This window comes from Pseudomonas sp. BN417 (genome assembly GCF_029871205.1).
In the GTDB taxonomy this organism is placed as follows: domain Bacteria; phylum Pseudomonadota; class Gammaproteobacteria; order Pseudomonadales; family Pseudomonadaceae; genus Metapseudomonas.
The window spans coordinates 167-14211 of record NZ_SSOJ01000076.1 but is presented as its reverse complement, the minus strand read 5'-3'; the positions used below and the strand labels follow the sequence as shown (position 1 = coordinate 14211).

The 14045-nt window shown below is 65.4% G+C and carries 11 protein-coding genes; 7 read left to right on the top strand and 4 right to left on the bottom strand.

The annotated features are described in order from the left end of the window. The first annotated feature begins 5 nt into the window (after positions 1-5). The 4 genes from der (at position 6) to E8F11_RS08370 (ending at position 4115) form a co-directional block, all read left to right on the top strand. Positions 6-1484 carry a ribosome biogenesis GTPase Der gene (der, locus tag E8F11_RS08385; protein WP_280288381.1) on the top strand — a complete coding sequence of 493 codons (1479 nt, stop codon included), beginning with the start codon at positions 6-8 and terminating at the stop codon, positions 1482-1484. Between the two features lie 319 nt (positions 1485-1803). Next, a complete protein-coding gene (locus E8F11_RS08380; protein ID WP_280288380.1) occupies positions 1804-2952 on the top strand; it encodes a pyridoxal phosphate-dependent aminotransferase in 1149 nt (382 codons plus the stop codon). Next, a complete protein-coding gene (locus E8F11_RS08375; RefSeq protein ID WP_280288379.1) occupies positions 2940-3734 on the top strand; it encodes an amidohydrolase in 795 nt (264 codons plus the stop codon). Before E8F11_RS08380 ends, E8F11_RS08375 begins: the two co-directional genes overlap by 13 nt. A gap of 15 nt (positions 3735-3749) precedes the next feature. Then, positions 3750-4115 (top strand): helix-turn-helix domain-containing protein, encoded by a 366-nt coding sequence (locus E8F11_RS08370; protein ID WP_280288378.1) that lies wholly within the window; start codon positions 3750-3752, stop codon positions 4113-4115. 148 nt (positions 4116-4263) lie between these two features. On the opposite strand, the gene leuA is transcribed toward E8F11_RS08370, so the two are convergent. The 4 genes from leuA to xseA all read right to left on the bottom strand — a co-directional run bounded on the left by leuA (position 4264) and on the right by xseA (position 9784). After that, positions 4264-5934: a 2-isopropylmalate synthase gene (leuA, locus tag E8F11_RS08365; protein ID WP_280288377.1), complete on the bottom strand. Its 1671-nt coding sequence runs from the start codon at positions 5932-5934 to the stop codon at positions 4264-4266. Positions 5935-6223: 289 nt separating this feature from the next. Further along, positions 6224-7477 (bottom strand): mechanosensitive ion channel domain-containing protein, encoded by a 1254-nt coding sequence (locus E8F11_RS08360; RefSeq protein WP_280288376.1) that lies wholly within the window; start codon positions 7475-7477, stop codon positions 6224-6226. A 103-nt stretch (positions 7478-7580) separates the two neighbouring features. Then, a complete protein-coding gene (locus tag E8F11_RS08355; protein ID WP_280288375.1) occupies positions 7581-8402 on the bottom strand; it encodes a peptidoglycan DD-metalloendopeptidase family protein in 822 nt (273 codons plus the stop codon). A 2-nt stretch (positions 8403-8404) separates the two neighbouring features. Then, a complete protein-coding gene (xseA, locus tag E8F11_RS08350; protein WP_280288374.1) occupies positions 8405-9784 on the bottom strand; it encodes an exodeoxyribonuclease VII large subunit in 1380 nt (459 codons plus the stop codon). Positions 9785-9883: 99 nt separating this feature from the next. Here xseA and E8F11_RS08345 point away from each other — a divergent pair, with 99 nt between their 5' ends. The 3 genes from E8F11_RS08345 to guaA all read left to right on the top strand — a co-directional run bounded on the left by E8F11_RS08345 (position 9884) and on the right by guaA (position 13734). Beyond that, positions 9884-10435 (top strand): sugar ABC transporter ATPase, encoded by a 552-nt coding sequence (locus E8F11_RS08345; RefSeq protein ID WP_280288373.1) that lies wholly within the window; start codon positions 9884-9886, stop codon positions 10433-10435. A 127-nt stretch (positions 10436-10562) separates the two neighbouring features. Further along, positions 10563-12032: an IMP dehydrogenase gene (gene guaB, locus E8F11_RS08340; protein WP_280288372.1), complete on the top strand. Its 1470-nt coding sequence runs from the start codon at positions 10563-10565 to the stop codon at positions 12030-12032. A gap of 121 nt (positions 12033-12153) precedes the next feature. Next, a complete protein-coding gene (guaA, locus tag E8F11_RS08335; RefSeq protein WP_280288371.1) occupies positions 12154-13734 on the top strand; it encodes a glutamine-hydrolyzing GMP synthase in 1581 nt (526 codons plus the stop codon). Positions 13735-14045: the final 311 nt, after the last annotated feature.

Genomic DNA, 14045 nt, shown 5'->3' with positions numbered 1-14045 from the left:
GCCTCATGGTTCCCGTAATCGCCCTGGTGGGTCGGCCGAACGTCGGCAAGTCCACCCTGTTCAACCGCCTGACCAAGACCCGCAACGCGATTGTCGCGGAGTTCGCAGGTCTGACCCGTGACCGCCAGTACGGCGAGGCGAAGTGGCAGGGTCGCACCTACATCGTCATCGACACCGGGGGTATCTCCGGCGACGAGGAAGGTATCGACGCGAAAATGGCCGCGCAGTCCCTGCAAGCCATCGAGGAAGCCGACGCGGTGCTGTTCATGGTCGATTCCCGCGCCGGCATGACCGCCGCCGACCAGATGATCGCCGAGCACCTGCGCAAGCGGAACAAGCGCAGTTTCCTGGTGGCGAACAAGGTCGACACCGTCGATCCGGACATCGCCCGCGCCGAGTTCAGCCCCCTGGGCCTGGGCGACGCCCTGCCGATCGCCGCTGCCCACGGCCGTGGCATCAGCCAGATGCTGCAGGAAGCGCTGGGCGAGTTTCCCCGCGACCAGGATGCCGACGAACTCGAGGCTTCCGAGTCCGAGGAGGTCGCCGAAGGCGCCGAGCCGAGCCGCGTGCCCGGTCCGAGCGAGAAGGATGGCATCAAGATCGCCATCATCGGCCGCCCCAACGTCGGCAAGTCCACCCTGGTCAACCGCATGCTCGGTGAAGAGCGGGTAATCGTCTACGATCAGGCCGGCACCACGCGCGACAGTATCTACATCCCCTTCGAGCGCAACGAAGAGAAGTACACCCTGATCGACACCGCCGGCGTGCGCCGCCGCGGCAAGATCTTCGAGGCGGTGGAAAAGTTCTCGGTGGTGAAAACCCTGCAGGCCATCCAGGACGCCAACGTGGTGATCTTCGTGATGGACGCCCGCGAGGGTGTGGTCGAACACGACCTCAACCTGCTCGGCTTCGTGCTGGAAACCGGCCGCGCGCTGGTCATCGCCCTGAACAAGTGGGACGGCATGGAGCCGGGCGAGCGCGACTACGTGAAGACCGAGCTGGAGCGCCGGCTGTTCTTCGTCGACTTCGCCGATATCCACTTCATCTCCGCACTGCATGGCACCGGCGTCGGCCACCTGTACAAATCCGTGCAGGAGTCCTTCCGCTCCGCCATCACCCGCTGGCCCACCAGCCGCCTGACGCAGATCCTCGAAGACGCCGTGCAGGAGCACCAGCCGCCTCTGGTCAACGGTCGCCGCATCAAGCTGCGCTATGCCCACCTGGGCGGCGCCAACCCGCCGCTGATCGTGATCCACGGCAACCAGGTGGAGTCGGTGCCCAAGTCCTACTCGCGCTACCTGGAAAACACCTACCGGCGCGTGCTCAAGCTGGTCGGCACGCCGATCCGCATCGAGTACAAGGGCGGCGAGAACCCCTACGAAAACAAGAAGAACATCCTGACTGAGCGCCAGGTGAACAAGAAGCGCCGGCTCATGTCGCACCACAAGAAGGCCGAGAAGAAGCGCCGCGACAAGAAGCGCTGATATCGGCTGGAATGGAGGAGGGCGCCTGCGGGCGCCCTTTTTCGTTTCCGTAGGCGCACTCCCGTAGGGTGAAAATCCCCGCAGGGGATTTCCACCGGCAATGTCGGATCGGCACGGTGATCCTGCCCGCACCTGGGATGCCGCTGGAGCGAGCACTGCTCGCGATTCCCTGCTCGGTCTTGCCCCCGGATGGTGGACAGAAGGGCGCTGTCCACCCTACGGATGCCGCCTGCACGCCGATGCTTCGCACAGTGGTCCCGCGCCCCCTCAAGGCTTAAGCTATGGGCCACTTTTCCCAGTCGCCAACAGCCGGATTGCAATGATCACCAGCAAGCTGCCCAACGTCGGCACCACCATCTTCACCCGCATGTCCCAGCTCGCCGCGGAAACCGGCGCCATCAACCTGTCCCAGGGCTTTCCGGATTTCTCCGCCCCGGCCGCACTCTGCGACGCGGTGGGCCGGCATATCGCCGCCGGGCACAACCAGTACGCGCCGATGACCGGCCTGCCGGCGCTGCGCGAGCAGGTGGCGGCCAAGGTCGCTGCCTTCTATGGCCGCCAGGTCAGCGCCGACAGCGAGGTGACCATCACCCCCGGTGCCACCGAGGCGATCTTCTGTGCCATTCAGGCCGTGGTCCGCGCGGGTGACGAGGTGATAGTCCTCGACCCCTGTTACGACAGCTATGAGCCCTCGGTGGAACTGGCGGGCGGCCGTTGCGTGCATGTGCCCCTCGCGCTGCCGGGCTTCTCCATCGACTGGCAGCGCATGCAGGATGCCCTCAGCCCGCGCACCCGCATGGTCATCCTCAACAGCCCGCACAACCCCAGCGGTGCCCTGATTTCCCGCGCCGAACTGGACCAACTGGCCGAGCTGATCCGCGGCCGCGACATCTACCTGGTGTCGGACGAGGTCTACGAGCACCTGGTGTTCGATGGCGTCGGCCACGTCAGTGTGCTGGCTCACGATGAGCTGTATGCCCGTTCCTTCGTGGTCAGCTCCTTCGGCAAGACCTACCACGTCACCGGCTGGAAGACCGGTTACGTGGTGGCCCCGCCCTTGCTGTCCGCCGAACTGCGCAAGGTCCACCAGTACGTCAACTTCTGCGGTGTCACGCCGCTGCAGTGGGCGCTGGCCGACTTCATGGCCGCGCACCCCGAGCACCTTGCCGAACTGCCGGGTTTCTACCAGGCCAAGCGTGACCTGTTCTGCAACCTGCTGGCCGGCTCGCGCTTCAGCTTTACCCGCGCGCCGGGCACCTACTTCCAGCTGGTCGACTACAGCGCCATCCGTGACGACCTGGACGACGTGGCCATGTCCGAATGGCTGACTCGCGAACACGGCGTGGCGGCAATCCCGGTCTCGGTGTTCTATCAGCAGGCGCCCAAGGATCTGCGCCTGGTGCGATTCTGCTTCGCCAAACGGGAGGAGACGCTGCGTCAGGCAGCGGAAAAACTATGCGCGATCTGACCATGCTGCCCGATCTCGAACTGGCCCTGGTGCAGACCACCCTGGCCTGGCACGACTGCGCCGCCAACCACGCTCATTTCGAAACCCTGCTGGAGCAGGCGAAGGGCGCCGACCTGATCGTCCTGCCGGAGATGTTCACCACCGGTTTCTCCATGGATTCGGCGACGCTCGCCGAGCCCGAGCAGGGCCCGACCCACGCCTGGCTGCGCGAGCAGGCCAGGCGCCTGGATGCGGTGATCACCGGCAGTCTGATAGTCGAAGCCGCCGATGGCAGCCACCGCAATCGCCTGCTCTGGGCGCGCCCGGATGGTGAAGTATTGCACTACGACAAGCGGCACCTGTTCCGCATGGCAGGCGAGCATAAGCACTACACGCCGGGCGAGACCCAGGCGCTGTTCGAGCTCAAGGGCTGGCGGGTGCGCCCCCTGATCTGCTACGACCTGCGCTTCCCGGTGTGGAGCCGCGACCCCCATGACACCGACCTGCTGCTCTACACCGCCAACTGGCCGGCTGCCCGCCGCCATCACTGGAACCGCCTGCTGCCGGCACGCGCCATCGAGAACCTCTGCTATGTCGCTGCGGTGAACCGGGTGGGCGCGGACGGCAAGGGCCATGGCTACAGCGGCGACAGCCAGGTGCTGGATTTCCAGGGTGAAAGCCTGCTGGATGCCGGCGACGCCGACGGTGTCTTCCGCGTGAGCCTGCCCGCCGCACCACTGGCCGCCTACCGTGAACGCTTCCCTGCGATGCGCGATGCGGATGGCTTCGACCTGCACCTCTGAGTCCGGGGTAGAACCATGAGCGAACACAAGGCGCTACCGGCCGCGGGCAACCTGCTCGTGGCAGGGGACAAGGTCTACAACACGCCGGTGGAAGTCACCCTGGCGGTGATTGGCGGCAAGTGGAAGTCCCTGCTGGTCTATCACCTGATCCCGCAGGCCCGGCGTTTTTCCGAGCTCAAGCGCCTGGTGCCGGGCATTACCGAGAAGATGCTGACCCAGCAGCTGCGCGAGCTGGAGCGCGACGGCATCGTCTCGCGCACCGTGTTCGCCGAGGTGCCGCCGCGGGTGGAATACCGCCTGACCGAGCACGGCTTCAGTCTCAAGCCGGTGCTCGATTCCATGTGTGCCTGGGGCAAGTGCCACTGGCAAAAGCAAGAGTAGGGCGCCTGCCGGTGGAAATCCGCCTTGCGGATTTCCACCCTACGCGCAGGTCCGTTTTGTGTAGGGTGGATAGCGCTTTTTTATCCACCAGCTCTTCAGCAAAAGAAAACCCCGCCGGATGGCGGGGTTTTTCATTGCGGCATCAGTTTCAGGCCGCTTCGGCCTCGGCCTGGCTCAGGGCGCGGTTGAGGGCGCTGAACAGGGCGCGGAAGCTGGCGGTGGTCAGGTTCTCGTCGATGCCGATACCGTGCAGGGCTCGACCGCCGTTGACGCGCAACTCGATATAGGCGGCGGCCTTGGCGTTGGTACCGGCGCCGATGGCGTGCTCGGAGTAGTCCATGATCTCCACCTTCACCGGCAGGCTGGCCACCAGGGCTTCCAGTGGCCCCTTGCCGATGCCGCGCAGGTGCTGGGTTTCGCCCTTGACCTGCACTTCGATGTCTACGGCGCTGGTGCCGTTCTCTTCCTGCAGGCGATGGCCTTTCAGGGTGAAGGGCGTGGTTGCCTGCAGGTACTCGCTGTCCAGCAGCTGGTAGATCTGCTGGGCGGTCATTTCCAGGCCCAGGCGATCGGTTTCCTTCTGTACGACCTGGCTGAACTCGATCTGCATGCGGCGCGGCAGGCTGACACCGTATTCCTGCTCCAGCAGGAAGGTGATGCCGCCCTTGCCGGACTGGCTGTTGACCCGGATCACCGCTTCGTAGCTGCGGCCGATGTCGGCCGGGTCGATCGGCAGGTAGGGCACCTCCCACAGGGCGTCTTCCTTCTGTTGGGCGAAGCCCTTGCGGATGGCGTCCTGGTGGGAGCCGGAGAAGGCGGTGTGGACCAGGTCCCCGACATAGGGATGGCGCGGGTGCACCGGCAGCTGGTTGCACTCCTCGACCACCTTGCGCACGGCGTCGATGTCGGAGAAGTCCAGTTCGGGGTGCAGGCCCTGGGTGTACATGTTCAGCGCCAGGGTCACCAGGTCGACGTTGCCGGTGCGCTCGCCGTTGCCGAACAGGCAGCCTTCGACGCGGTCGGCGCCGGCCATCAGGCCCAGTTCGGTGGCGGCGACGCCGGTGCCACGGTCGTTATGGGTGTGCAGGCTGATGAGTACCGAGTCGCGGCGACTGATATGGCGGCCGAACCACTCGATCTGGTCGGCGTAGACATTGGGCGTGGCGCACTCAACGGTAGCCGGCAGGTTGAGGATGATCTTGTTGTCCGGGGTCGGTTGCCAGACGTCGATCACCGCGTCGCAGACCTGTACGGCGAATTCCAGCTCGGTGGAGCTGAAGATCTCGGGCGAATACTGGAAGGTCCACTGGGTTTCCGGCTGCTCGGCGGCCAGTTTCTTGATCAGCCTGGCGGCGTTGGTGGCGATGTCGATCACGCCTTGCTTGTCCTGGTTGAAGACGATGCGGCGGAAGGACGGGGCAGTGGCGTTGTAGACGTGGACGATGGCCTTCTTGGCCCCGCGCAGGGACTCGAAGGTGCGGGTGATCAGGTCGTCACGGGCCTGGGTCAGCACCTGGATGGTCACGTCATCGGGAATATGGTTGTGCTCGATCAGCTCGCGCACGAAGTTGAAGTCGGTGTCGGAAGCCGACGGGAAAGCCACTTCGATTTCCTTCAATCCGACCTGGACCAGTGTCTTGAAGAAACGCATCTTCTTCGCGGCGTCCATCGGCTCGATCAGCGACTGGTTGCCGTCGCGCAGGTCGGAACTGCACCAGATCGGCACTTCGGTGATGGTCTTCGACGGCCAGGTGCGGTCCGGCAGGTCGATGGCGGGGAAGGCGCGGTACTTGCGGGACGGGTCTTTCAGCATGCTCATGGGGCAATCCTTGTTCTGCGGGCCAGTCGTGGTGGCCTTGACTGATTCAAGCGGCGTTGCGGCGGAGGTCGGTTTCAGCCACGCAGTCGTGGGCTGACCAGTCGCAGGCAGGCGTGTTGGCGCAGAAGAATGAGGGTGTGTGCGGTTTTCATGGAGCTAACCCTATTCATCGTGAGTGAATATGGCAAGCATCGGCGGGAAAATGGTGAAAAAGAGCGCAAGAATTTGCAATGGAGGAAATTCTTGCGCTTGTTATTGGGTTTTCTTGATTGGATTGCGCGATGGATTTCTATCGAGCCTCGTCCTGCATCGGCACGCGCAATTCGCGCATGTCCGCGCCGCTGGGATGCTGGAACACGCGCAGGCCGAATTCCGGAAGGATCGCCAGCAGGTGGTCGAAGATATCGGACTGGATGGCCTCGTATGGCGACCAGGCGGTGGTGGCGGTGAAGCAGTAGAGCTCCAGGGGCAGGCCGTTGGCGCTGGGAGCCAGCTGGCGTACCAGCAGGGTCATGTCCTTGCGGATCTCGTTGTTCTCCCGCAGGTAGTTCTCCACATAGGCGCGGAAGGTACCGAGGTTGGTCAACTGGCGAATGTTGATCGGCAGGCGGCAGGACTCGTCCAGTTGGCTGTTCCAGCTGAGCAGCTCGCTTTCCTTGGTCTTGAGGTAGCTGTCCAGCAGGCGGAAGCGGTGCAGCCGGGAAATGTCCTCATTGGCGAGGAAATGCACGCTGTTCTGGTCCAGGTAGAGGCAGCGCTTGATCCGCCGCCCGCCGGATTCCTGCATGCCGCGCCAGTTCTTGAACGAATCGGTGATGAAACGCTTGGTAGGGATAGTGGTGATGGTCTTGTCCCAGTTCTGCACCTTGACGGTGTGCAGGGCGATATCGATCACGTCGCCGTCGGCGTTCAGCTGCGGCATCTCCACCCAGTCGCCGACGCGGATGATGTCGCTGGAAGTGATCTGCACGCTGGCCACCAGCGACAGCAGGGTGTCCTGGAAGATCAGCATCAGCACCGCGGCCATGGCGCCGAGGCCCGAGAGCAGGATCAGCGGCGAGCGGTCGATCAGGCTGGCGATCATGAGGATGGCGGCGATCGCGAAGATGGCGATCTTCAACACCTGCAGGTAGCCCTTGATGGGGCGCAGGTGGGCGTCTTCGCGGCGCTGGTAGAGGTCGTTGGCGATGGTCAGCACGGCACTCAGCGCCAGGGCGATGGTGAGGATGATGAAGGCGGCGCAGACGTTGGTCACCACTTCCACCAGGGGCACCGGCATGTTGGGGACCACCTTCACTCCCCAGGCCAGCACCAGCGCCGGCACGACATTGGCCAGGCGCTTGATCAGGCCGTGGTCCTGGAGCTGGGTGGGGCGGCCGTGGACGATGGCGCCGACGGCATGGAACAGGCCGCGGACCAGGATGCGCCTGACTATCCAGTTGGACGTCCAGGCGAGCAGGATGAGGGCGGCGGAGGCGACAAAGGTGTGCAGCTCATGGTGCTGCCTCAGCCACTCCAGCCATTGGGTGATTTCGTTCTGCATGGGCTGCTCCCTGTGACTATGCGGTAGGCGGGCGGGCGGTGGCCCCGGAACCGGCGGACCTTAGCAAAACCGTTGCCGCCGGTCTGTAAGCACAGGTGTCGGATCAGGGCTTGTAGGCACCGATGAAAATGGCCGGGTCGACCCGCACGTCATTGAGGCTGATGTTCCAGTGCATGTGCGGGCCGGTGGCGCGGCCAGTGGCGCCGACCCGTCCGACCACGCCGCCGCGGGGCAGTTGCTGGCCGAGCTTCACGTCCACCTTCGACATGTGGCAGAACATGCTGATCAGGCCCTGGCCGTGGTCGACGAAGACTGTCTTGCCATTGAAGAAGTAGTTGCCGATGAGGACCACCTTGCCTGCCGCCGGGGCCTTGATCGGCGTGCCGGCGCCCACGGCGAAGTCCAGGCCGGAGTGTGCGTTGCGCTCCTCGCCATTGAAGAAACGGCGCAGGCCGAAGGGGCTGGAGAGCGGCCCGTTCACCGGCTTGTCGAACAGCAGATTGCTCGGCGTGCCGGGGCTGAAGTTGCGGTAGGCGCGGGTCTGCTCGGCCAGCTCGCGGTCGATGCGCTTGAGGTCTTCCGGCAGCGGGTTCACCTGGCGGGTATTGGCCAGCTTGATGTGCTGCTCGCGGTAGGTGCGCGGGCCCACGCCGAAGGCCAGCTTGCGTCCATCGCTCACGTCGATCTGCTGCCGACCCAACTGGGTGCCCAGCGGGATGCCGACTATGGCGATCCAGTCGCGGCCTTCTTCCTTCACCACCAGCACCGGCTTGCCCTGGTATCGGGCCGTGGGCGTTTGCGCCCCGTTGCCCAGCTGGACCACGGCCACGCCGCCGGGGACCGGCTTGTTCAGGAGCCGGCTGATGAAACCTTCGGCGTGGGCGGGCAGGGCGAAGCAGAGGAGCAGGGCGGCAAAGAGGCGCATGGTCAGTCCAGCAGGGAAAGGTTCACGGGAGTCAGGTGGTTGTCTTCGACCCGCACCTGCAGCTCGCCTTCGCCCAGGCGGGCTTTCAGGCGCTGGCCGGGGCGGGTCTGGCTGGCGGCGCGGATGGCCTGGCCACGTTCGTCGAGGAGGATGCTGTAGCCACGGCCGAGGGTGGCCAGCGGACTGACCACATGCAGGGTCTGGGCCAGAGCGTCGAGGCGCTGGCGGCGGTCCTTGAGGGCCTCGCGGGTGGCGCGGGGCAGGCGCGCGGCCAGGCTGTCGAGCTTTTGCCGCAGCAGGGCCAGGGTGCGCCCCGGGTGCTGCGCGGCCAGGCGGGTATCCAGGCGCGCCAGGCGCTCGTGGCGAATCTGCAACTGGCGCTCGAAGGCGCGGCGCAGGCGCATGTCGAGGTCGTCCAGGCGTTGGGCCTGCTGGCGCAGGCGCTCGCCCGGGTGGCGCAGGCGCCGGAACAGGCCGTCCAGTCGCAGGTGCTCGCGGGTCAGGCGCTCCTGCAGGCGCAGGATCAGGCGGCGGTGCAGGCTGTCGAGACGCAACTGCAGGTCGCCGGCGTCCGGCGCCAGCAATTCGGCGGCCGCCGAGGGCGTGGGGGCGCGCACATCGGCGACGAAATCGCTGATCGAGACATCCGTCTCATGGCCCACGGCGCTGACGATGGGGGTGCGGCAGGCGGCCACGGCTCGGGCCACGGTCTCCTCGTTGAAGCACCAGAGATCTTCCAGCGAGCCGCCACCACGGGCCAGGATCAGGGCGTCGAAGCCCTGGGCGTCGGCCAGGGCCAGGGCGCGGACGATCTGTGCGGTGGCCTCGCGCCCTTGCACGGCGGTTGGCACCAGGGTCAGCCGCACCTGCGGCGCGCGGCGGCGGAACACGCTGATGATGTCGCGGATCACCGCCCCGGTGGGCGAACTGATGATGCCGATGTGCCGCGGGTGGGCCGGCAGCGGGCGCTTGCGTTCGGTGGCGAACAGGCCTTCGGCGGCGAGCTTTTCCTTCAGGGCTTCGAAGGCCAGGCGCAGGGCGCCGTCGCCGGCCGGTTCCACCGCATCGGCGATCAGTTGGTAGTCGCCGCGACCCTCGAACAACGAGACCTTCCCGCGCACCCGCACCGCGAGGCCATCGCGCAGGGCCTGGCGCACGCGCTGGGCATTCTGCCGGAACAGCGCGCAGCGGACCTGGGCCTGGGCATCCTTGAGGGTGAAATACAGGTGGCCGGAAGCGGGGCGGGCGAGGTTGGAAATCTCGCCCTCCACCCAGACCTGCGGGAACACGTCCTCCAGCAGGTGGCGGGCGCGCTGGTTGAGCTGGCTGACGGTCAGCACCTCGCGGTCGAGGCCGAGCCGTTGGAAGGGATCGTTGATCATGGGCGGGGATGATAATGGCTTTGGCATCTTGCGCCATAGTTGACGGTAGTGGGCCGGCGGTTAAGCTGCGCGCCCTTCCCATTGTCGCAGGAGCCTGAGATGGAGCAGAGCCAGCTGATAATAGTGCCGCAGATATCCAGCGTGCCCGGGCACCAGGCCCTGGCCGGGCGCATGTTGCGCTGGCTGGCCCAGCGCGAGGTGGTCGAGGCGCTGCCGAGCACCTGCGGCCTGCGTGGCAATCGCATGGCCTACGCCATTGCCGCGGGGGCGCGGCAGGTGGTGGAGCATCCCGAGCGGCTGCCTTTCGGCCGCGCGGTGAACGGCCTGGAGCTGGTGGACAAGCGCTGCATCTATACACCCACGCGGGGATTCCTCAATGAAGCGGGCTGCCCGAACTGCCGCCGGGAAGTAGGCGAGCCGCTGTTCGACAGCCTGGAGGACTGGTGGCCGGGTCGCACGGACAACTTCAGCTGCCCGGAATGCGGCTTCGAGGATGACATCAACGGCTTCCTGTTCCTGCAACCCTGCGGCTTCTCCAACCTGGGCTTCATCTTTAACGGCTGGGGCGAAACGGCCTTCACCCAGGCCTTCCTCGACGCCTTTGCCGAGCGGCTGGGCTTCGCCGTACGTCAGGTGCGGGTGGACGACTGACGACCGCTGATCGGTTCGAGAGGCTTTTTCGCGGGATTGGCCTTGCAAGCCATCGGCCGCGTTGAGCGAAGGCCCTGGCCTCGTTATAATGGCGCGCTTCCAATTTTCCCGCCTGGGAGCCCCCGCCATGCTGCGCATCAGCCAAGAAGCCCTGACCTTCGACGACGTTCTCCTGATCCCGGGTTATTCCGAGATTCTGCCGAAGGATGTCAGCCTCAAGACCCGCCTGACCCGCGGCATCGAACTGAACATCCCGCTGGTTTCCGCCGCGATGGATACCGTGACCGAAGCCCGCCTGGCCATCGCCATGGCCCAGGAAGGCGGTATCGGCATCATCCACAAGAACATGACCATCGAGCAGCAGGCTGCCGAGGTGCGCAAGGTCAAGCGTCACGAGACCGCCATCGTCCGTGACCCGGTGACCGTCACCCCCTCCACCAAGATCATCGAACTGCTGCAGATCGCCCGCGAGTACGGCTTCTCCGGCTTCCCGGTGGTGGACGAGGGCGAACTGGTGGGCATAGTCACCGGCCGCGACCTGCGCTTCAAGCCGAACGTCGGTGACACAGTCGCCGCGATCATGACCCCGAAGGACAAGCTGGTCACCTCCCGCGAAGGCACCCCGCTGGAAGAAATGAAGGTCAAGCTCTACGAAAACCGCATCGAGAAGATGCTGGTGGTCGACGAGAACTTCCACCTGCGCGGCCTGGTGACCTTCCGTGATATCGAGAAGGCCAAGACCTATCCGCTGGCCTCCAAGGATGACCTGGGCCGCTTGCGCGTAGGCGCGGCGGTGGGCACCGGCGCCGATACCGGCGAACGTGTTGCCGCCCTGGTCGCCGCAGGCGTCGACGTGGTGGTGGTGGATACCGCCCACGGCCACTCCAAGGGCGTGATCGAGCGCGTGCGCTGGGTCAAGGACACCTTCCCCCATGTGCAGGTGATCGGCGGCAACATCGCCACCGGCGACGCTGCCAAGGCCCTGGCCGAAGCCGGCGCCGATGCGGTCAAGGTCGGCATAGGCCCGGGCTCCATCTGCACCACCCGTATCGTCGCCGGTGTCGGCGTACCGCAGATCTCGGCCATCGCCAACGTCGCGGCGGCGCTGGCCGGTTCCGGCATCCCGCTGATCGCCGACGGTGGCATCCGCTTCTCCGGCGACCTGTCCAAGGCCATCGTGGCCGGTGCTTCCTGCGTGATGATGGGCTCCATGTTCGCCGGCACCGAAGAGGCGCCGGGCGAGGTCGAGCTGTTCCAGGGGCGTTCCTACAAGGCCTATCGCGGCATGGGCTCGCTGGGCGCCATGTCCCAGTCCCAGGGTTCGTCCGACCGCTACTTCCAGGACTCCTCGGCCGGCGCCGAGAAGCTGGTTCCGGAAGGCATCGAAGGCCGCGTTCCCTACAAGGGCACCCTGACCGCCATCGTCCACCAGCTGATGGGCGGCCTGCGTGCCTCCATGGGCTACACCGGCTGCTCCACCGTTGAAGAGATGCGCACCAAGCCGCAGTTCGTGCGCATCACCGGCGCCGGCATGGCCGAGTCCCACGTCCACGACGTGCAGATCACCAAGGAAGCCCCGAACTATCGGGTTGGTTGAGCTGAGCTTGACCAACAGCTGCAAGCGATAAGCTGCAAGCTGCAAGTGGAATCCAGGCTGCTTTTGCTTGCGGCTTGACGCTTGCGGCTTGCGGCTCAACTCATTAATCGAGAGCCCGCGCATGGCCCATCAAGATATTCACGCCCACCGCATCCTGATCCTCGACTTCGGTTCCCAGTACACCCAGCTGATCGCCCGCCGCGTGCGCGAAATCGGCGTGTACTGCGAAATCCACCCGTTCGACATGGACAACGAGGCGATCCGCGCCTTCGCGCCGCGCGGCATCATCCTCGCCGGTGGCCCGGAATCCGTGCACGAGGCCAACAGCCCGCGCGCGCCGCAGGCCGTGTTCGACCTGAACGTGCCGCTGTTCGGCATCTGCTACGGCATGCAGACCATGGCCGAGCAACTGGGCGGCAAGGTGCAGGGTTCCGATCTGCGCGAATTCGGTTATGCCCGCGTTGATGTCGTCGGCAAGGCCCGCCTGCTGGACGGTATCGAAGATCACGTCGACGAAGACGGCGTGCTCGGCCTCGACGTGTGGATGAGCCACGGCGACAAGGTCACCGACATGCCAGCCGGTTTCCACATTCTCGCCAGCACGCCGAGCTGCCCGATCGCCGCCATGGCCGACGATCACCGCGCCTACTACGGCGTGCAGTTCCACCCGGAAGTGACCCACACCAAGCAGGGCGGCCGCATCCTCTCGCGCTTTGTCCTCGAGATCTGCCACTGCGCGGCTCTCTGGACGCCGTCCAACATCGTCGAAGACGCCATCGCCACCGTACGCGCCCAGGTCGGCTCGTCCAAGGTGCTGCTGGGCCTCTCCGGCGGTGTGGACTCCTCGGTGGTGGCGGCCCTGCTGCACAAGGCCATCGGCGACCAGCTGACCTGCGTCTTCGTCGACAACGGCCTGCTGCGCCTGCACGAGGGCGACCATGTGATGGCGATGTTCGCCGAGAACATGGGCGTCAAGGTGATCCGCGCCAACGCCGAGGACAAGTTCCTCGCCCGACTGGCTGGCGTCGCCGACCCGGAAGAGAAGCGCAAGATCATCGGCCGTACCTTCATCGAGATCTTCGATGAGGAAGCCACCAAGCTGCAGGGCATCAAGTTCCTCGCCCAGGGCACCATCTACCCCGACGTGATCGAGTCGGCCGGCGCCAAGACCGGCAAGGCCCACGTGATCAAGTCCCACCACAACGTCGGCGGCCTGCCGGAAGACATGCAGTTCGAACTGGTCGAGCCGCTGCGCGAGCTGTTCAAGGACGAAGTGCGCAAGATCGGCCTGGAACTGGGCCTGCCCTACAGCATGGTCTACCGCCACCCGTTCCCCGGTCCGGGCCTTGGCGTGCGCATCCTCGGCGAAGTCCGCAAGGAATACGCCGACCTGCTGCGCCGCGCCGACCACATCTTCATCGAGGAGCTGCACAAGGCCGACTGGTACCACAAGACCAGCCAGGCGTTCGTGGTGTTCCAGCCGGTGAAGTCCGTCGGCGTGGTCGGTGACGGCCGCCGCTACGCCTGGGTCGTCGCCCTGCGCGCGGTGGAAACCATCGACTTCATGACCGCGCGTTGGGCGCACCTGCCTTACGAGCTGCTGGAGACTGTCTCCAACCGCATCATCAACGAGATCGAAGGCATCTCCCGCGTCACCTACGACGTGTCGAGCAAACCGCCGGCGACCATCGAGTGGGAATGATGCGCACGCCGTAGGCGAGCGTTGAACGACCGGCCAGGCCCTGAAAAGCCTGGCCGGTTTTGTTTTGGGAGGTTGCATCTTTCCTTGTGGGGGCGAATTCATTCGCTATGTCTGCATTAAGTGTTGCCAGAACGTCCTGAGCCGAGTTGCTTATTGAGCGGACTGGGAGTCCCTGTTTCGCCTGCCGGCGAGTCACTTCTGGCAGTCGTCGGGATGCCGCACCACCCAGAAGTAACCAAGAGGGCTTGCCCCTGCATCCGGCCCGACTTCGTCGGGTCCCCTCGCTCCATCATTGCTCCGGGGGCCCGGCG